The sequence below is a fragment of the Kocuria sp. CPCC 205235 genome (assembly GCF_040980905.1).
Lineage (GTDB): Bacteria > Actinomycetota > Actinomycetes > Actinomycetales > Micrococcaceae > Kocuria > Kocuria carniphila.
The window spans coordinates 1-18,576 of the sequence record NZ_JAVKPR010000037.1 but is presented as its reverse complement, the minus strand read 5'-3'; the positions used below and the strand labels follow the sequence as shown (position 1 = coordinate 18,576).

The following is an 18,576-nucleotide window of genomic DNA, read 5'->3' as shown; positions in this document are numbered from 1 at the left end:
GTGGGGGAAACGCCCGGTCCCATCTCGAACCCGGAAGCTAAGACCCACAGCGCTGATGGTACTGCACTCGGGAGGGTGTGGGAGAGTAAGTCACCGCCGAAATTAACATAAAAGAAGCAGGGGCGTCACCGATGGTGACGCCCCTGCTTCGCATTTAACACCGCGGTGGTTCAACACGGTGGTGGCGTGGAAGGGCACCGGCAGATACCGGCACCCGTCGCACCGTTTTATTAGCACTTCTGGAGGAGGGGCACCGGCTAACGCTGGTGCCCCCTTTCTGCATTTAACGCCGTGGCTGCGGGGCCACGCATTGCCGCCAGGGTTCGCCACTCTTTCTTGATCGCTAGGGAGAGATGTACCGGTCAATGATCTATCTGACCGGACGACTCATGTGTAATGGGGACGTGTAGGTGTGACTGAGCGCACTGGCTGGTCCAGTCGGGGCCGGCATATGGGATAGAAGTGAGTTGTCTTTGCCGGAGCAGTACGTAGGTGCGGTTCACGGTGGGAAAGCGCGGGTAGAACGTGTTGCAGATGTCAGGGAACAACGACGGACGGAAGCTCTTGTGGAGGCCGTCTGCTGATCGGGTCGAATCCTCTCGGATGTACGACTTCGCTAGGTGGATCGAGGAGGAGCATGATTGTGAGCTTCCCGATTTTGCTGCCCTTCACTCGTGGTCGGTGGAGAGCTCCTCGGAGTTCTGGCAGGGAATCTGGGACTACTTCGGTGTGGTCTCCTCGTCCTCTGCGCACCAACCGATGAGTGACGAAGGTATGCCTGGGACTCACTGGTTTCCGGGTGCCACTCTGAACTACGCGGAGAATTCTCTGAGTGCTGCGGCAACGCGTCCGGACGAGGTAGCGATCATCGGGGAACACGAAACCGGGCAGCCCCAGATTCTGACGTGGAGTCAGCTCGAAGCCCAGGTGGCCTCTGTGGCCAGTTGGCTACGAGATCTGGGCATTGGACCCGGTGACCGGGTGGCCGGAGTTCTCCCGAACATCCCTCAGACAGCGGTTGCCTTACTGGCGGCTGCATCGGTGGGTGCAGTGTGGTCTGTGGTGAATACGGATTTCGGTCCGGGGGGAGTGGCGGATCGCTTCGCCCAGATCGAGCCCAAGGTCCTGTTCACTGTGGACGGGTACGAATTCGGTGGCAAACTCCGCGACATGACCGGTAGTTATCGTGCCCTCCGCGAAGTTCTCCCATCCGTGGAGCATCTCATTGTCGTCGATCAGTTGCCTCCCGAATCCGTCGGGGATATCCCCGAAGATGCGATGCGCTATTCGGACATCGTGGCCAGCCACGCGGAACCAGTCTATGAACAGGTTCCGTTCGAGCATCCGCTCTGGATCCTGTACTCGTCGGGAACGACAGGTAAGCCCAAGGGGATAGTGCACTCCCACGGGGGAGTAGTTCTCGAGTTCCTCAAGGCGCTGGGCCTGCACGCGAACCTCGGCCCCACTGACACTGCCTACTTTGCGGTGGCCACCACCTGGATGGTGTGGAACATGCTGGTGGGTATTCTTCTGACCGGCTCCACGATTATCACCTACGACGGCGCCCCGACATTCGGGGGCGCCCAGAAGTCCTTGTCGCTCGTGGCTCAGAACAAGGCCACATTCTTCGGCACGGGTGCCGGGGTTCTGACCATGGTGGAGAGATCGGGCGTGGTGCCGAACGTTCAAGAGGATTTTTCGGCCCTCAGATCCATTTTGGTGACGGGATCGCCATTACCCGATTCCACGTGGGACTGGGTTTATCAATCTGTATCGGACAATGTTCGGCTGGGCTCGGACTCGGGAGGTACGGACATCACCAGTGCCTTTATCGGCTCCAACCCGTTCCAACCCGTGCACCGGGGCGAGATCATGGGGCCTTACCTGGGCGTGGACGTCCAAGCCTGGAACGCCCAGGGTGAGCGCGTCTGGGACGAGGTGGGTGAACTGGTCATCACCAAGCCGATGCCCAGCATGCCGGTCTATTTCTGGAACGATCTGGACGGCTCTCGGTACCGGGCGGCGTACTTCGATATGTACCCCGGGACATGGCGACACGGGGACTGGGTCACTCAGTCGAAGGAGGGCACGTTCGTGGTGCACGGTCGCTCAGATTCCACCATCAACCGTGGTGGTATCCGCATGGGATCTGCTGACATCACCCACGTGGTGGACCAGGTGCCCGGAGTATCGGCCTCCATGGTGATCGGAGCCGAGCTCGCCGGAGGTGACTATTACATGCCCCTCTTCGTGGTTCCGGAGCCCGGCCGTGCGCTCTCCGACGAGCTCAAGGCGAATATTGTGACCGCAATCCGTGAACACATCTCGCCGCGATATGTGCCGGACGAAATCATTGAGGCCCCTGCTGTTCCGAGAACACGCACGGGAAAGTTGCTCGAGATCCCGGTCAAGAAGCTCTTCCAAGGTGCAGATCCGAGCACTCTGAATCGGGCGACCACTGAGGATGCGGAGGTTCTGGACTGGTATGCCCGAACGGCACAGTCCTACACAGCGCGAGGACCCCGTCCCACGGAATGACCGGTGGAACGGAGCCCTCTGAACGCGGAGTTAGGAGACGACCTTCCCCGGATTCAAGTTGTTGCCGGGGTCAGTGCTGGAGAACAAAGCGCGCATGATGTTGGCGCCTTCGGGGGAGATGTCCTGTTCCATCCACGGCTGGTGTTCCAGACCCACACCGTGGTGGTGGGACAGTGTGCCCCCGTTGTCGATGAAGGCCTGCTGGATGGCGCTCTTGACGGTGTGGTACTCGTCGTAGGGATTCTCGTCGTCGTAGACGTACCCGAACGTGAAGTACAGGCACGCGCCAGAATGGTAGGAGTGGGACATGTGCGACATGATCCACCCCTTCTTGCCCAGCGACGCGTAGGCGCGTTCAGCGGCGTCGTACACGGCCTTGTGGACGGTAGTGAGCTTGGACCAGGGCGCGGCAGTCTCGGACACGTCACCCACGGTGTTCTGCTCGAGTAGGAAGTCTCGCAGGTACGGGGTGTCGAACTTCTTCTGGTCGTAGAGTGCGCCGGGGCCCGAACCGAGCACAATGGCCCCGTTCTTCTTGGCAATGCCGGCCACGGCCTTCTTGCGAGACTCCACGTCTTTGGGGGAGCCCTCGAAGCACACGTAGGAGATGCACATGTCGTCGGTGTCCCAGCCCCGCTTGCGCATCACTGCCCAGAGAGCATCCTGGCCCTTGGCCGCGAGCTTGCTCTTGGGCGACGTCGGCGCCTTCTGTGTGGCGAGCGAAAATGCGGTTTCGTGTGCGTCCGAAACCCGGGCGAAGGCCAACGGGATCTCCGCCTCGGTGAACTGCCGGACGGCGGTGAGCGCCTGCTGCCACGTGGGATACATGTAGGCGATGACCTGGTGCTTCTCGGGCAGACGATGAACGTGAACGGAGAGCTCAGTGATGATGCCCAGTCGGCCCTCGGAGCCGATGATCATTTCGCGCAAGCTCGGTCCCGTAGACGTGGACGGCAAGGGCCGCAACACTACGGTGCCGGTGGCTCGGACCATGCGGAGCCCACGGATGATGTCCGCGATGTCACCGTACTTGTCCGACTGCATGCCGGAGGAGCGAGTTGCCGCCCAGCCACCCAGCGTGGAGTAGGTGAATGAATCGGGGAAGTGGCCCAGGGTCCAACCGCGGGCGTTGAGCTGTTCCTCCATGTCCGGGCCGAGTACGCCGGCCTGGATGGTGGCAAGCCCGGAGGTCTCGTCGATCTCGAGGACCTTGTTGAGTCGCCCGAGGTCCACGGAGACGATGCAACGCTCCTCGGCCGGATCCGGTTGGAGGCTGCGCGAGATGCTGCTGCCGCCGCCGAAGGGAATGAGCACGAGATCGTATTCGACCGCTGCGCGCATGAGGGCCGTAACCTCGTCCTCGGTGCCGGGGTAGACGACGACGTCCGGGATACGGTGGAAATCGTTGCGCAAGGTCTGCAGAAGCTCTAGAACTGACTTGCCGGCCCAGTGGATGACGCGCAGTTCGTCGTCAGTGCTGACGTTATCCGCGCCGTTGATCTCCCGGAGCAGCTCGAGAACACTGTCCGGAGCCTTGGACGCGGGAACGTTTGCGGTGGAGAAATCCACGGTGTCCCGCTCACGCGGGCGCAGCGTCACTCCGATGGCTTCTTTGACGAAGGGTGCGAACGCCGGCTTGTTCTCGTAGTTGAAGAAAACGCCTTCTTCGCCCCAGCCCCACCATTTCTGGTGTTTTACGTGTGCCACTGCTGTGCGACCTCTTTCCTCGGGGGTGTTCAGTCCTGAATCTTGCTTCGGTTCGAAGCGTACAGTGCGCGAACCGCTGCCTCGATGCGTTCGTTGAACCCCGTGACTGTTTCGTTTCCGCGGGCGCGCAGGGGCGCTCCCACAGCCACGACCACGGGTGGCCTACCGGGACGAGGCCAGCTCGAGTCCTTGGGCATGGCCTCGTGAGCGCCGATCAATGCCACGGGTACCACGGGCACCTCGAGTGAGTGGGCCAGACTGGCCGCTCCCACCTTGAACGGCGCCATCTTGCCGGTCTTGGACCGCGTTCCCTCCGGGAAGATCAGGATGGGTATCCCCGCGGCCAGCAACTTCTTGGACAGCCCACGGTTGGCGCCGGTTCCGGTGCGGTCGATCGGGAATGCATTGAAAATCAGCTGAGTGAACAGCTTCTTGTACCAGGCCGTGAAGAAATAGTCGGCGGCCACGCCCGTGGCCAGGTCACGTGAGATGTAGTGGGGAACGCCGCTCATCACGAGAGGAGCGTCCAGGTGGCTCGAGTGATTGGCCACGACCACGCAGCCACCCTTGACACCGTACGCGGCGGGATCCACCACGTTGGTGCGGGTGATCAGCCGGTTGACCAGGCCCCTGAAGAAGACCGTTTGTGCAACCTTGCGAGCGATCCTGCGACCGGCATGGGTGTAGTAAGCGGTACCGACTTTGGCTGAATCCGCAGGCGGGGCAGGGGGAGCGGGGTCGGCCTGTGCCACGGGGCCCTCGAGGGACTCCATGATGTGGGGGCGCTCGACCGGCTGGCGGGAGTGTTTGCCGCGATGACGGACGCCCTCGCCCTGAAGAGAATCCGGCTGCTCGACCGGCTGACCGGCATGTTTGCCGTGAGAGCGGCTGCCCTCGTGCTGGGGAGGATCAGACTGGTTGTCTTCCGGTGCCATGGGATCAGGCCTTCTTCTCGCGCTTGCGGGCCCCGGAGACTTGCCGGGAGATCCAGCGCACCGCGGGGCGAGGAAGGTGGTGCAGGGTCGTGTAAACGGCCTTGTAGCGGAGGGTGGGGATCGAAAGGACCTTGCCCCGGGCGACGTCGGCGAGGGCCTCGTCCGCGACGCTGTCCGCGTCGAGCCACATGAAATTGGGGATCGATGAACCGGCAATCCCGGCGCGGCTGTGGAATTCCGTGCGCACCCAACCGGGCAGGACCGCGGTGGCACGCACTCCCGTCCCGTGCAATTCGACAGCCAGTGATTCCGTCATGGACGTGACGTAGGCCTTGATGGCCGAGTATTCGCCCATGGTGACGCAGCCTGCGATCGAGGCAATATTCACGATCCATCCCGTTCCACGTTCCGTCATGGAGCGCCCGGCAGCACCGGAGAGCACAGCCACGGTCCGACACATGACGTCCACGCCCACGTCGTGCGGGGAGAAATCATCAGTCAGGAAAGGTGTGCCCACCGAGAAACCGGCGTTGTTGACGAGCAGGTCCACAGGACGTGTCGTGTCGGCCAGCCGTTGGGCCACGCGCTCCACGTGCTCACGGTCGGACAGGTCGGCAGCCATGATCTCCACGTGGATACCGTGCTCACCGGCCAATTCATCGGCAACTTCACGGAGCCGATCTTCGTTGCGGGCCACCAGAATCAGGTTGAAGCCCTTGCGGGCTAACGAGCGTGCGAACGCGGCTCCCAGGCCTGACGTTCCACCGGTCACAAGAGCGGTAAGCATGCCACTAAGATACACTACGGTAGGCGTAGCGATTCGGGTTCATGACCCGCTCGGACCAACGCGTTCGCCGGGAGTTTTCGAGGAGGGACAATGGCAGAGGAGCCCTACCTGGCATTGCACCGACAGGGCAGGTTGTACGGCCCCACGGACCAGGAGCTGGTCCTGCGAACTCCCTTCGAGGTCCAGCAATTCACCCTGGATGCCCAGGGCAGTCTGCGCGCCGAGGTCGACACGCGTGCGTTCCAAAAGCACCCGTTGAGCCCCGAAAGGCTCCGGGACCTGCAGTACCTGTGGGACGTGGAGCGTTCGACCATGGGACAGGTCCGACACGTCGTGGTCAGCTACACGAACAAGGAATCACGCGTCGCAGCCTTCCTGACCACGTGGGCTTATGAGCGCCACTGGATCGCCGATGCCTATCAGGCCATCCTCGAAGCCCACGGACAGGACGTCTCCGGACCCGTTGTTCACGACCACCTGTTCCTGGACCGTGTGGAAATGGCGCTGGACACCCTGGCCCCCATGACCGATTCCGTGTGGACCAATCTGTTCGGTGAGGATGTCGTCGCTGGGCAAATGGCGCGCGGCTGGTCTCGTGAGGCCAGCATGCGAGCAGCGATTCAGGCGTTCGACGACGCCGCCGGTCACCCTGAACTTTCGGCTCTCCTGCAGCGCGTGGTCCGGCTCAAGCGCGTCCACGAACGCTTCTTCGCGGTTGAAACCGGTGAGCGTGTTCGACGCTCACCGCGGGCCGCGGCCTTCGCCCGTCGCTACGTGTCCTTCGGATTCAACCCGATGCGTCCGGTGGGCGTTTCCCGGAACGCCTTCCGCGAGTTCATCGCGAGCGTGTGCCCCACGGTGCACGACACTCATCTGCTGCTGCAGCAGGCCGATGAACCGCTACAACGCATGCCCGAAACGGCGGGCACCGAACCGCTGCGCAGGGCCCTCGAACGCGATGGAGTAGTGAACCGCTACGCTCTTTTCTAAGTTGCTGAACCCCAGTTGTTGAACCAGAGGGGTCGGCGAACATCCGTCCCCGTCCTCACGCCGCGCGCGTGTCAGAACATCCCTACCTTCGGAGGAACCCGTTGACCCAGACCACCACCAAACGCGTCCTGCTCACGGGAGCCACCGGGTTCCTCGGGCAGGCGGTTCTGGAGCGTTTGCTGTCCAGCCATGACGACATCCACGTCACCGCGGTGATCCGCCCCAAGGGTTCCTTGTCCGGCCAGGCTCGTCTGAAGCAGTTGCTGCGCAAGCCCGTGTTCAAGACATGGCGCGATTCGGTGGGTAAGGAACGTGCCGAGGAAATCTTCGCCGAGCGCACCAGCGTTCTTGAGGGCGACCTCACCGGTCTGGCGAGCATCACCGAGCCGTTCGACGTGGTGGTGCACTCCGCCTCGACCGTGTCCTTCGACCCGCCCATCGATGAGGCGTTCAAGACCAACGTGGGCGGCGCCGTCGGCCTGTACGAATCACTGCGTGCCACGGGTCAGAACCCCCACGTGGTCCACGTGTCCACGTGTTATGTGGGAGGCATCGCCAAGGGCCTGCGTCCGGAAGCCCCCGTGGATCACAGCGTGGATTGGAATGTGGAGTTCGAGGCAGCCATCCGGGCCGCGGACACCGCGCAGGTGGAATCCCGCTCCCCGGAGCGACTCCAGTCCTTCATCGAAAAGGCCACCGCCCAGTTCGGCAAGGAAGGTCCCAAGTCCGTGGCTCGCGCCGCGGAGGAAGCTCGCCAGGCCTGGGTTCAGGAGCGATTGGTCGACCACGGCCGCACCCGCGCACAGTCGCTGGGTTGGACCGACATTTACACCTTCACCAAGGCCCTGGGCGAGCGCGTTGCGGAAGAGAAGTGGGCCGGCGTGGGTCACCAGTTGTCCATCGTGCGCCCGGCCATCATTGAATCCGCCCTGCGGTACCCGTTCCCGGGCTGGATCGACGGCTACAAGGTGGCGGACCCGCTCATCATGGCCTACGCCAAGGGTGCGCTGCCCGAGTTCCCGGGGCTGCCTGACTCCGTGTTGGACGTGATCCCGGTGGATTTCGTGGTCAATGCGATCGTGGCCCTGGTGACGCAAGGTCACCGAGCGCCGTCGGGTGAGCTGACCGGGGAAACGGACATCGATCCGCAGGCTGCCTACTACCAGGTGTGCTCGGGTGCCTCGAATCCGCTGCCGTTCCACCAGATGTACGAGAACGTGCGGGAGTTCTTCCTGGCCCAGCCGCTCGAGGACTCCAACGGCAACCCCATTACGGTTCCCGTGTGGAAGTTCCCGGCCAACAACGCGGTGGAGCGCGGGCTCGCGCTCAAGGAAAAGCTCGCCGCCGCCGGTGGCAAACTGAGCGCCGTCCTGCCGGCCACGGCACGCACCCGGGAATGGACCAACTCGCTGCACCGGATGCAGACCGGGCTGGGCTCCTTGCGCACCTACGTGGATCTGTACCAGAACTACACGCGCACCGAAATGATCTTCGACGACACCCACACGCGCCGGCTGGATCGGGCGCTCCCGGAGTCCGCGCCCGAGGACCAGCACTTCGACCCGCGCGCCATCGACTGGCGCGACTACTGGCAGAACGTACACCTGCCCGCGCTCACCGAAATGACCCGGGCCTACGGGCGTCTCAAGGCGGCGTCGCGCAAGCGAGAGTCCCGCCCGCGGGGGCTCAAGTCCGGTACGGACGTGGTGGCGGTCTTCGACCTCGAGGGCACCGTGGTCTCCGGGAACATCATTACCCAGTACGCCAAGCTGCGCCGCCGCGAGCTGAGCCCGGTGCAGTGGCCCGGTGAGATCACCGAGCTGCTCGGCAACGCGCCCACCTACGTGAAGGCGGAACGCCGTGACCGCGGTGAGTTCATCCGCGCGTTCCTGCGCCGCTACGAGGGCGTCTCCGTGGAGCGCGTGGAAGAGCTCATGAACGGTTCGCTGGGTCGCACCATGGAGAAGAGCCTGCGACCGGGGGCCCTGCAACGGATCGAGGAGCACCGCGCGGCCGGCCACCACACCGTGCTGGTCACCGGTTCCCTGGACCTGTTGGTGAGCCCCATCGCGGATCTGTTCGACCACGTGGTGGCCGGACGCATGGAAGTCACCGACGGCAAGCTCACCGGCTACCTGGCCACCCCGCCGCTCGTGGACGAGGCCCGTGCCCAGTGGCTCAAGCGCTACGCGGAGGAGAACGGTTACGACCTGAGCCGTTCCTACGGTTACGGCGACTCGGTGGCCGATGCCAGCTGGCTGTCCCAGATCGGGCACGCGTACGCCGTGAATCCCGATCTTCCGTTGTACCGCCGTGCCAAGAAGTCGCACTGGCCCATCGAAGACTGGAGGAAAGCCTGAGTCATGGCCTTCAACATCGACAAGTTCGCAGAGACTTCGCAGCGAGTGAAATGGGCTGACCTGGACATGGGTGAATTCATCACCCGTCCCTTGCCCGAGAAAACGCTGCGCTGCCTGCGGTACATGTGCGATGTGGAGTACCACACGGTGTGCTACATGCGAGACATGTTGGTGACTCCCTCGCACCAGGACAGGGACGTCTCCACGTTCATGACCATGTGGAACCGCGAGGAGTATTGGCATGGTGAGGCGCTCGCCGAGGTGCTGGGCTTGCACGGCATCGTGGTCGACTACGACGAGCTCAAGGCCAAACGCATGAAGCTCGGGTGGTCCGAGGCGCTCAAGCCGCTCAAACAGTCGCTGTTGTCCAACATGGTGGGCGCGGACTTCATTGCGACCCACATGGCGTGGGGCGCGGCCAATGAGTGGTCCGCGGTCGCTGCCTACCGGCGGCTGGCCGATCTGGAGAAGCACCCGGTGCTCGCGGTTCTGCTCAAGCGGATCGCGGCGCAGGAATCGCGTCACGTGGCTTTCTACGCGACACAGGCCCGACGCCGCTTGGAATCTTCCCGCAAGGCCCAGCGCCTCACGCGGTTCGCGCTGCGGAAATTCTGGGCGCCCGTGGGTTCCGGCGTCATGGACCCGGACGAAGTGGATCACGTGATGCGTGAGCTCTTCGGCGGGAAGGACGGCGCCCACGAGATTGATCGGCTGGATCACAACATTGCCAAATTGCCGGGCATGGACGGCCTGCGGATCTTCCACAACGCCACGGCGCACGCCCGAGAGTCCTATCGGGCGGAAGCAGTGTCGGCCTGACCATGGTGGTCGATACACCCACGCCGGAACGGGGAGCGGCCACGGACCCGCGCACCGCTCGCACGGATCGAAAGATCTTGGCGGGAGCCTTGAAGCTGCTGCGCGAATCCGGTCCTCAGAAGGTCACGATCGAAGCGGTGGCCGTGGTTTCCGGAGTGGCCAAGACATCGATTTACCGGCGCTACAGCAACAGTGAAGAATTGTTGGAAGCGGTGCTGGAGCAGGTCTACGCCACCCTTCCGCCGGCCCCGCCCAGCTCCGGGGCCTGGGAAGACACCATGCGTGAAGCCATCGAAGTGCTGTTCGAGGACCTGGGCAAGGGCGTGGCCCTGACCCTGCTCCAAGACCCCCACTCCACGACGTCGGAAGTGCTGCGGCGCAAGATCATCAGGCCGCGCATGGAGATCCTCCGGTGCCTGCTGCAACGCGACGTGGAACTCGGGCTGATCCGCGAGAACGTGGACCTGGACGTGGTCATCGATTTCATGCTGGGGGCGTCCTACGCCCACGTGGCGAGGTACGGCAGCCTGGGCCAGGACTGGCCGGCGCGAGTGCACGCCACGCTGACGAATCTGGTGGTGGTCGAGCGCGCTTGACGGCCGGTCCACCATCGGTTCTGACCCGGTGGATATGTGACGAGTGTTGCAAGTATGAAGTTTTGGGTCTGCTTTTTCGGCGTCCAGACCGTGAACCTCCTAGCGTGAAGGTCGTTACCGTTACGAACGGTGACTCCCACCAGTGATCGTTCAGGAGTATCTCGTGACACCGTCATCCCCCGCCGCACCCGCGGACACCGAGCCCACGGGGCAGCGCGCCGAGGCACAGCAGCGGCCAGAGGCCTTGACCGTGGTGCCAGCACGAAATCCCTGGCGCTGGGTCGGGACCGCTCTGGTCGCAGTGGTGCTGTTCGGCATCGTCTGGTCCCTGTTCACCAATCCACGGTGGCAATGGGGTGTGGTGGCCGAATGGTTCACCGCGGAGTCCGTGGTTCGGGCACTGGGCAACACCCTGCTCCTCACCGCGATTGCGGCGGTCGGCGGGTTCGTACTCGGGTTCTTCCTGGCACTCATGAGGATGTCCAGTTCGGGGCTGTTGTCCTCGGTCGCGTGGTTCTACATCTGGATCTTCCGCTCCGTACCGCTGCTGGTTCAGCTGTTGCTCTGGTACAACGTGGGCTACCTCTACGAAGTGATCAGTGTGGGTATCCCAGGAACGGATGTGGCGTTCTTCAAGGCCCCCACCACGGACATCATCAACAAATTCGGTGCTGCCGTACTGGGGCTGACGCTGCACCAGGCCGCCTACTCCGCAGAGATCATTCGCGGCGGCATCCTGGCGGTGGATCAAGGCCAACAGGAGGCGGCGGCGTCGTTGGGTATTCCGCGCTGGCGCCGCTCCACGCACATCGTGCTACCCCAAGCGCTGCGCTCGATCCTGCCGCCGGCGTTCAACGAGATCATCAGCTTGGTCAAGGGCACTTCGGTGGTCTACGTCCTGGCCTACAACGAGCTCTTCTACACGATCCAGGTGATTTACGCCCGTACCAATGAGGTCATCCCCATGCTGCTGGTGGCCACGCTGTGGTACGTGATCATCACGACCGTGCTCAACATCATTCAGTACTACGTGGAGCGTCACTTCGCCCGCGGTGCGGTGCGGACCCTTCCGCCCACCCCGCTGCAGCGGCTGCGTTCCCGCATTGGAGGCACGCGATGAGTTCGACCGCCAACGACCAACAGACTCCGGACGAGCAGACAGCGCGGCCGGTCAAGGGGCACGTGGTCATCGAGAACGTGTACAAGTCCTTCGGGGACGTGCGAGTGCTCGAGGGCGTGAGCCTGGATATCAAGCCCGGTGAGGTCGCGGCCATTCTGGGTCCCTCGGGTTCCGGTAAGTCGACACTCCTGCGCACGGTCAACCACCTGGAGAACATCGACGCCGGCCGGATCACCATTGACGGGAAAATGGTCGGCTACGAACAGCGCGGCGACAAGCTCTACGAACTGCACGAGAAGGAGATCCTGCGCCGGCGCACCAACGTGGGCATGGTGTTCCAGCAGTTCAACCTGTTCCCGCACCTGCGCGTGCTGGGCAACGTGATGGAGGCCCAGGTGTCGGCCCTGGGGCGGTCCAAAACGGAGGCGCGGGCCAAGGCCCGGGACCTGTTGAAGCGCGTGGGCCTGGAGGACAAGGAACTCGCCTTCCCCCGGCAGCTGTCCGGAGGGCAGCAGCAGCGTGTGGCCATTGCGCGCACCCTCGCCCTGGACCCGGCCGTGGTGCTCTTCGACGAGCCCACCTCCGCTTTGGACCCCGAGTTGGTGGGTGAGGTGTTGGACGTGATCCGCGACCTCGCATCGCAAGGCGTGACCATGCTGGTGGTGACGCACGAGATGGGGTTCGCGCGCGACGTCGCCGACACCGTGATCTTCATGTCCGACGGGCTGGTGGTCGAACAAGGGCCGCCGCGCGAAGTGTTCTCCTCGCCCAAGCACGAACGGACCCGGGCGTTTCTGGGGTCGGTCCTGGAACCGGCGTACAACCTGTGAGCCGCGGCATGGACCGGCGCACGGTGTTGCGTGTGGCCGGAATCGGTGGCTTGGGGCTGCTGGGCCTCACGGCGTGCACCCACCCCGACCAACCCCAGCCGACCCGTGAGGACGGGGTGCCATTCGATCTGAGCCCCGAACAGAACAGCCGAATCCGCTCCGAGGTGGATTCAGCCGCGCAGGCCCTGCTGCCCGAGAAGATCGCGGCCGGGGGAGTGCTCACCGTGGGTGTGCTCAACACCTCGCCTCCGCTGGCCTTCAGCGCGACCGACGACGTCACACCCATCGGCTCCGAGGTGGACACGGCTTACCTCATCGCGGACAAGCTGGGGTTGGAACTCGATACGCAGGTCACCTCGTGGGAGAACTGGCCGCTCAAGTTGGGTGCCAACGAGTACCACGCGGCGTTTGCGAACGTGGGGGTGACCGAGCCCCGGCTCAAGCTCTACGACTTCGCGACCTACCGTGCTGCCTACATGGGGTTCCTGGCGCGCAAGGGTCAGGGGCCCGTGGTGAGTTCACCGGACGACATTTCGGGACGGAAGCTGTCCGTCACTCCGGGAACCAACCAGGAAAAGATCGTCATGGCGTGGAACGATCAACTGGTCGCGCAGGGCAAGGAACCGGCCGCCCTCGACCTGTATCTCGACAACACCAATGCAGTGTTGGCACTCGCGGCCGGTCGGATCGACTACTACCTGTCGCCATTCCCCACGGGGGCCTATTACGCAGCCACCCGCGATGACCTTGAGGTGCGTGGAAAGATCAGCGCCGGCTGGCCCAAGTCCACGCTGGTCGCGGCCACCACGCTCAAGGACTCCGGGCTGGCCAGGCCGTTCCAAGCGGCCCTGCAATCCGCGATCTCCTCCGGTGAGTACCGTCAGGCACTCAAACGCTGGGGACTGGAAGAAGAGTTCCTTTCCGAATCGCTGATCGTCACGGAGAAAACCGGGATGCCCTAGCGTTTTCGGTGCTGCATCACTGCGGGGCAGCCGATGGTTGCCCATCGGGGCGGCGCGTAAGGATGTCTGGATGACCGGTTGCCGGTGGTGCGGGCTAGAAAATGTCCTTTTCATCCGGCCGTGATGACAACTGTGACTTCACGTAGTCCTTGACGGCCTTCTCGGTGGGAATGTCCTTCCCTGCCTTCTCCGACATGAACCAGCGGTGTTCCAGAACCTCGTGGACGATCTCCGCCGATTCGAGTTTCCGGCGCATTTCCGCCGGCACCGCTTCCATGATGGGCACGAAGATCTCACGCATCCACAGCTGCGCCGTGAGGTCTTCGGGCAGTCCGGGATACAGCGCCTGCCCGAACTGGCCGATGTCCGTGAGGATACGGCGGGCTTGGTTCTCATGGGTGTCCAAACCTGTGAGGTGCAGCAGTCGCCGCGAGTGGTGACCGGGTTCGACCACCCGGGGACGCAGGTGCACTTGACCGGTGTCATCGGATTCGAGGGAAGCTTCCTCGACGTCGAAGCCCAGTTCGTTCAGTCGTTCCACCCGAGCCTGCACGCGCCAGCGCTCGTCCAGGGCGAAGCTTTCCTCCGCCGTGAGTTCTTCCCACAGGTTGTTGTAGGTGCTGACCAATCGGTCCGAGATTTCGAACGGATCGACGTCCTCCGGGGTCAGCCCTACCTCTTCCAAGCGCTCCTGCATGTGCTCACCGGCCAGCAGGTCCATGATTTCCCCGGCCACGTTGGTGCGTGCCAGTTCGATGTCGTACTCGCGTTGGCCGCGGGAGAGCTGGTCGTAGATCTCGCCGGTTTCGGCGTCCACCAGGTAGGCGGCGAAATGACCGGCATCGCGGCGGAACAGCGTGTTCGAGAGCGAGACGTCGCCCCAGTAGAAACCCGACAGGTGCAATTGAACGATCAGTGAAGCCAGCGCGTCCACGAGCAACTCGACCGTCTGCGGGGAGGGAACCTGCTCGAAAATGGCCCGGTAGGGGAGGGAAAAACTCAAATGATCCGTCACGAGCGCGGCGGGCAACGGTTCACCCTCTTCGGTGAACCGATTGGTCACCACCGAATCCGGCGTGACCGACGGCGTACCCATGCGCAGCAATCGTCGCAACAACCCATACTCCCTTTGGGCGTAGTGGGGCGTGGTCTCCTTGACCGCGACAACTTTCGTGCCAACGTGAGCGAACCGCACCACGTGACGGGAGATCCCGCGCGGATAGGCGGCCAGAACCTCGGGTGGCCACTCCTCGAGTGGAATGTGCCAGGGAAGGTCCAACAGGGCGGGGTCGGGGAATGCGGTGTTGATCGAGACCCGTCGGGAACCTGTGGGGGTGGGTAAGCCGAGTGGTGCTGGTGCCGGGGAGGCGTTCATGTCATTTGATGCTAGTCACCGCACGTGCTCGTTGGTCGGCAAAAACGCTCAAAACGTCGGCAAGTTCTTGCGGGCCGCTCACCCGTTGCGTAGCCACGGACTCCTTCTCGCCCACCTTGATCCCGAGATCCTCCCCGGTCAGCAGATCCATGGCGTCCTCATCCGTGACGTCGTCACCCGCGAATACCGTGACGTCCGGAGACGCCGCGGCCTGGATGATCCGCAGTCCATCACCCTTGGTGGCGCTCAGCACGGAGCACTCCACCACTTGCTGTCCGGGAGTGATCCGTAAACCCTGCAGCTCCGAATAGGCGCGATTCATTTCCTCCAACGCTTGTTCCGAGACCCGCGGGTCCCTGATCGGACGGGTGTGGAAACACACCCCGGCGGGTTTGAGTTCGGCGCGGGAACCGGGGTACCGGGACACCATCTCCTCTGTCGCGTCCACGGCGCGGTCCAGCAGATCCAGTTGCTCGGCGGTCAGATGGATGTCGTGTTCGGCGTCGTCCGGCAGATCGGGCAGGGCAGCGAGATCCATTTCCGCGCCGTGAGAACCGGACAGCACCATGCGGCGCGCGGGATCGACCACCTCCCGCAAGAACTCCAGGGGGCGTCCGGAAATGATCGCCACCGTGGTGCGCGGCAGTCCGGCCAGCGCGTCCAAGGCCTCTCGAGCCTCGGGGAGGGGCCGGGAATCGGCGGGGTCCTCGGTGAAGGGTGCCAGCGTGCCGTCGAAATCCAAAGCAATCAACAAATGATCCGCGCCCGCGGCGCGGCTCAGGGCATCACTGAGAGTTTCGGTCATCGGATTCCCTTCCTGCCGATTGCTGGCCGTACGTGGCGAGGTCCTCCAAGAAACGCTGGGACCAATCCACCACATCGTGGGTGAGCACCTGACGACGCATGGAACTCATGCGCTTCTTGGCCTCGGCACCGGGCATGTCGCGGGCGTAGAGCATGGCTTCCTTGAGCCCGTCGATATCGTGCGGATTGACCAGGATCGCCTGTTTGAGCTGCTCAGCCGCACCGGTGAACTCGGAAAGCACCAGGGCACCGGAGCGGTCCTGCTTCGCGGCCACGTACTCCTTGGCCACCAGGTTCATACCGTCTCGCAGCGCGGTCACCAGCATGACGTCCGCCGCCATGTACAGGGCCACCATTTCCTCGAACGGATAGCCGTGATGCAGATAGCGGACCGCCGTGTGGGCCATGGTGTCGAACTGACCGTTGATCCGGCCCACCATGCCCTCGACCTGCTCACGCAGCTGGATGTAGGAGTCCACGCGCTCGCGGGACGGGCTGGCCACCTGGATCAACGCTGAGTTCTCCACGGTGATTTTCTCGTCCTCGAGGAGCTCCCCGTAAGCCTTGATGCGGTGCAGGATGCCCTTGGTGTAATCCAGTCGGTCCACGCCCAGGTAGATGGTTTCCGGATTCCCCAGTTCCTGTCGGATCTCCTTGGCACGCTTCTTGGTCTCCGGGTCCGAAGCCAGCTCCCGGATCGCCTCGACGTCGATGGAAATCGGGTAGGCCGCAGCGTGAACGGTCCACGTGGTGTCCTGCTCCCCAGCCCCGCTCGTTTCCTGGCCGGGCTCGGACGACGACGCCGCGGCGGCGTCGTCGGCGATGGCCGCCTCCGAGAAGTCGGCGGCGCCGTTGGTGAAGCGCACCCCCAGGAATTTGCGCACGCAACGCTGGAAGTTCTGCGCGTCGCCGGGACGCTGGAATCCGATCAGGTCCGCCCCGGTGAGGCCCTCCAGGACCGCCTTGCGCCACGGCAATTGCGAGTAGATCTCCGTGGGAGGGAAGGGGATGTGGTTGAAGAAGCCGATGGTGACGTCCGGGCGGAGCTTGCGCAGCATGCGGGGAACCAACTGCAGTTGGTAGTCCTGGACCCACACCGTGGCCCCGGGAGCAGCCGTCTCTGCAGCCATCCGCGCGAAACGCTCGTTAACGCGTCGATAGGCGTACCACCAGGTTCGGTGGAACTCGGGCGGGGCGATCACGTCGTGGTAGAGCGGCCAGAGCGTGGCATTGGAGAACCCTTCGTAATACCGCTCGACCTCGAGCTCGGACAGGCCCACGGGAACCAAATGGAACACGTCGTGGTCGAAAGGCTCGAGTGTCTCGTCCGGGGCGCCGTGCCAGCCGACCCAGGCGCCGTCGCGCTTGGCCATGACCGGAGCCAATGCGCTGACCAGACCACCCGGTGAGCGGCGCCATGTGCTCTCGCCTTTGTCGTCGATGTCGCGGTCCACGGGAAGTCGGTTGGAGACCACCACGAAGTCGTACCCGTCTCTGGGTACCTCCACCTGGTGATCGGATTGGTCTGCAAGCACAACGAGCTCCTTCCGCCCACGGGATCGGGTCCGCATCCATTCTAAGGTTGCGTACTAACGATTCGATCGGGCAGTCGGAGTGCGACCGCATGTGAAGCGACCATTTTCTGGACAACCCCTGAATCGTTGTGACCGCGGGGTCCGGGTAATCTGAACGTGACACATCATTTGATCGGAAGGAATCACGGACCCCATGGCTTCCCAGAAAAACACGGCCGGATCGTCGACCGCTGATCAGGCGCGCGAACGTGCCCGCCAGATCGCGGATCGCGAGGCACGTAGGTCCAATGGCAAGCCCAAGGGCCTGATCGCGGGCATCATTGCGCTGCTGCTGGTGATCGGACTGATCATTGCGCTGGTGGTCTGGCAGAACAACAAGAACACGATTCCCGAGGCCGGACCCGTGCCCGCCAGCGCCAACCAGTACGGCGGCATCCAGCTCAACGAGTCGCAGATCCTGCAGGACACGTCGGACGTGGACGAACGGGACATCAACGATGTGCCCGAGGCTCCCGAGTCCGTGGACGAGTCCAAGACACCTCCGGGCGTCGTGAACGCCACCGAGGCCAAGGACAACGGCGAGCCCGTGCAACTGGTGGTTTTCCAGGACTTCGAATGTGTGCACTGCGCCGATTTCGAGGAGCAGTTCGGTGACCAGATCGAGGAGAAGGTGCTCTCCGGTGACGTGACTCTCGAGCACCGGAACTTGAACTTCCTGGACCGCGGCAGCCCCGACGCGTATTCCTCGCGAGCAGCCAACGCCGCCTACTTGGTGGCCGAGCAAGTCGATCCCGAGCAGTACCTGGCTTACGTGCAGGAAGTGTTCTCTCACCAGGGTTCCGGCGGCTTGAGCAATGATGAGCTCGCCGAGATCGCGTCCAAGCACGGCGCCAACGTGACGGCCGACCAATTGGGCGAGAACACCTACCGTCCCATGATCAACATCATGGCCCAGGAATCCATGGCCAATGGAATCGCCGGAACCCCCACCATCTTCGTCGACGGTGAGCGTGTGTCCCAGAACGATTTCGAGAAGGGCCTCAACGACGCACTCGAAGAGAAGAAGTGACCCCTCGCTAAGTCTTTGACGCGCGACTCCAATCACTGAAGCGGGTCCGGCACCACACGGTGCCGGGCCCGTTTTTCCGCGTCTTGCCTCATGTCAAGATGTCCGGATGGTGTTCGTGCTTGCCTCAGGTGAAATGTCCGCGTAGCTCA

The 18,576-nt window shown here is 63.4% G+C and carries 15 protein-coding genes and 1 rRNA gene; 10 read left to right on the top strand and 6 right to left on the bottom strand.

Annotation, left to right across the window (positions count from 1 at the left end):
* Both rrf and RF638_RS15150 read left to right on the top strand, forming a co-directional pair.
* Positions 1–102, top strand: a 5S ribosomal RNA gene (gene rrf / locus RF638_RS15155); the annotation flags it as partial.
* 432 nt (positions 103–534) lie between these two features.
* Positions 535–2,538, top strand: coding sequence for an acetoacetate--CoA ligase (locus RF638_RS15150; protein ID WP_315279041.1), 2,004 nt, complete (start codon positions 535–537; stop codon positions 2,536–2,538).
* A gap of 30 nt (positions 2,539–2,568) precedes the next feature.
* On the opposite strand, the gene RF638_RS15145 is transcribed toward RF638_RS15150, so the two are convergent.
* From RF638_RS15145 to RF638_RS15135, 3 genes are read right to left on the bottom strand one after another with little or no spacing between them, the layout of a single operon-like run.
* Positions 2,569–4,245 carry an FAD-binding oxidoreductase gene (locus RF638_RS15145; protein WP_095796958.1) on the bottom strand — a complete coding sequence of 559 codons (1,677 nt, stop codon included), beginning with the start codon at positions 4,243–4,245 and terminating at the stop codon, positions 2,569–2,571.
* A gap of 29 nt (positions 4,246–4,274) precedes the next feature.
* Positions 4,275–5,180, bottom strand: a complete 906-nt coding sequence (locus RF638_RS15140) for a 1-acyl-sn-glycerol-3-phosphate acyltransferase (protein WP_095796957.1) — start codon at positions 5,178–5,180, stop codon at positions 4,275–4,277.
* 4 nt (positions 5,181–5,184) lie between these two features.
* A complete protein-coding gene (locus RF638_RS15135) occupies positions 5,185–5,967 on the bottom strand; it encodes an SDR family oxidoreductase (RefSeq protein WP_095796956.1) in 783 nt (260 codons plus the stop codon).
* Between the two features lie 90 nt (positions 5,968–6,057).
* On the opposite strand from RF638_RS15135, the gene RF638_RS15130 reads away from it, so the two are divergent.
* The 7 genes from RF638_RS15130 (at position 6,058) to RF638_RS15100 (ending at position 13,644) form a co-directional block, all read left to right on the top strand.
* Positions 6,058–6,957: a hypothetical protein gene (locus RF638_RS15130; RefSeq protein ID WP_368842349.1), complete on the top strand. Its 900-nt coding sequence runs from the start codon at positions 6,058–6,060 to the stop codon at positions 6,955–6,957.
* 101 nt (positions 6,958–7,058) lie between these two features.
* Positions 7,059–9,317, top strand: a complete 2,259-nt coding sequence (locus RF638_RS15125) for an HAD-IB family hydrolase (protein WP_095796954.1) — start codon at positions 7,059–7,061, stop codon at positions 9,315–9,317.
* 3 nt (positions 9,318–9,320) lie between these two features.
* Positions 9,321–10,136, top strand: a complete 816-nt coding sequence (locus RF638_RS15120; protein ID WP_129700337.1) for a ferritin-like domain-containing protein — start codon at positions 9,321–9,323, stop codon at positions 10,134–10,136.
* A 2-nt stretch (positions 10,137–10,138) separates the two neighbouring features.
* The gene (locus tag RF638_RS15115) at positions 10,139–10,732 is read left to right on the top strand and encodes a TetR/AcrR family transcriptional regulator (RefSeq protein WP_095796952.1); all 594 of its coding nucleotides are present in this window, start codon (positions 10,139–10,141) and stop codon (positions 10,730–10,732) included.
* A gap of 163 nt (positions 10,733–10,895) precedes the next feature.
* Positions 10,896–11,852, top strand: coding sequence for an amino acid ABC transporter permease (locus RF638_RS15110; RefSeq protein WP_368842348.1), 957 nt, complete (start codon positions 10,896–10,898; stop codon positions 11,850–11,852).
* Positions 11,849–12,682, top strand: a complete 834-nt coding sequence (locus tag RF638_RS15105; protein ID WP_095796951.1) for an amino acid ABC transporter ATP-binding protein — start codon at positions 11,849–11,851, stop codon at positions 12,680–12,682. Before RF638_RS15110 ends, RF638_RS15105 begins: the two co-directional genes overlap by 4 nt.
* Before the next feature lie 8 nt (positions 12,683–12,690).
* Complete coding sequence (locus RF638_RS15100; protein ID WP_368842347.1) at positions 12,691–13,644, top strand: transporter substrate-binding domain-containing protein; 954 nt, start codon at positions 12,691–12,693, stop codon at positions 13,642–13,644.
* Between the two features lie 94 nt (positions 13,645–13,738).
* Here RF638_RS15100 and RF638_RS15095 read toward each other — a convergent pair whose 3' ends face one another.
* From RF638_RS15095 to RF638_RS15085, 3 genes are read right to left on the bottom strand one after another with little or no spacing between them, the layout of a single operon-like run.
* Complete coding sequence (locus RF638_RS15095; protein WP_129700343.1) at positions 13,739–15,019, bottom strand: DUF4032 domain-containing protein; 1,281 nt, start codon at positions 15,017–15,019, stop codon at positions 13,739–13,741.
* A gap of 1 nt (position 15,020) precedes the next feature.
* On the bottom strand, positions 15,021–15,824 hold the full coding sequence (gene otsB, locus RF638_RS15090) for a trehalose-phosphatase (RefSeq protein ID WP_095796948.1): 804 nt from the start codon (positions 15,822–15,824) through the stop codon (positions 15,021–15,023).
* Positions 15,805–17,358 carry a trehalose-6-phosphate synthase gene (locus RF638_RS15085; RefSeq protein ID WP_095796947.1) on the bottom strand — a complete coding sequence of 518 codons (1,554 nt, stop codon included), beginning with the start codon at positions 17,356–17,358 and terminating at the stop codon, positions 15,805–15,807. The genes otsB and RF638_RS15085 overlap by 20 nt, the downstream gene beginning before the upstream one ends.
* Positions 17,359–17,551: 193 nt before the next feature.
* On the opposite strand from RF638_RS15085, the gene RF638_RS15080 reads away from it, so the two are divergent.
* Complete coding sequence (locus RF638_RS15080; protein ID WP_129700345.1) at positions 17,552–18,427, top strand: thioredoxin domain-containing protein; 876 nt, start codon at positions 17,552–17,554, stop codon at positions 18,425–18,427.
* The last annotated feature ends 149 nt before the right edge of the window (positions 18,428–18,576 follow it).

Coding starts and splice junctions, on each gene's coding strand:
- RF638_RS15095 (WP_129700343.1), bottom strand. CDS start 15,019: ATGAACGCCTCCCCGGCACCAGCACCACTCGGCTTACCCACCCCCACA.
- RF638_RS15105 (WP_095796951.1), top strand. CDS start 11,849: ATGAGTTCGACCGCCAACGACCAACAGACTCCGGACGAGCAGACAGCG.
- RF638_RS15120 (WP_129700337.1), top strand. CDS start 9,321: ATGGCCTTCAACATCGACAAGTTCGCAGAGACTTCGCAGCGAGTGAAA.
- RF638_RS15130 (WP_368842349.1), top strand. CDS start 6,058: ATGGCAGAGGAGCCCTACCTGGCATTGCACCGACAGGGCAGGTTGTAC.
- RF638_RS15100 (WP_368842347.1), top strand. CDS start 12,691: ATGGACCGGCGCACGGTGTTGCGTGTGGCCGGAATCGGTGGCTTGGGG.
- RF638_RS15080 (WP_129700345.1), top strand. CDS start 17,552: ATGGCTTCCCAGAAAAACACGGCCGGATCGTCGACCGCTGATCAGGCG.
- RF638_RS15140 (WP_095796957.1), bottom strand. CDS start 5,180: ATGGCACCGGAAGACAACCAGTCTGATCCTCCCCAGCACGAGGGCAGC.
- RF638_RS15115 (WP_095796952.1), top strand. CDS start 10,139: ATGGTGGTCGATACACCCACGCCGGAACGGGGAGCGGCCACGGACCCG.
- otsB (WP_095796948.1), bottom strand. CDS start 15,824: ATGACCGAAACTCTCAGTGATGCCCTGAGCCGCGCCGCGGGCGCGGAT.
- RF638_RS15150 (WP_315279041.1), top strand. CDS start 535: ATGTCAGGGAACAACGACGGACGGAAGCTCTTGTGGAGGCCGTCTGCT.
- RF638_RS15135 (WP_095796956.1), bottom strand. CDS start 5,967: ATGCTTACCGCTCTTGTGACCGGTGGAACGTCAGGCCTGGGAGCCGCG.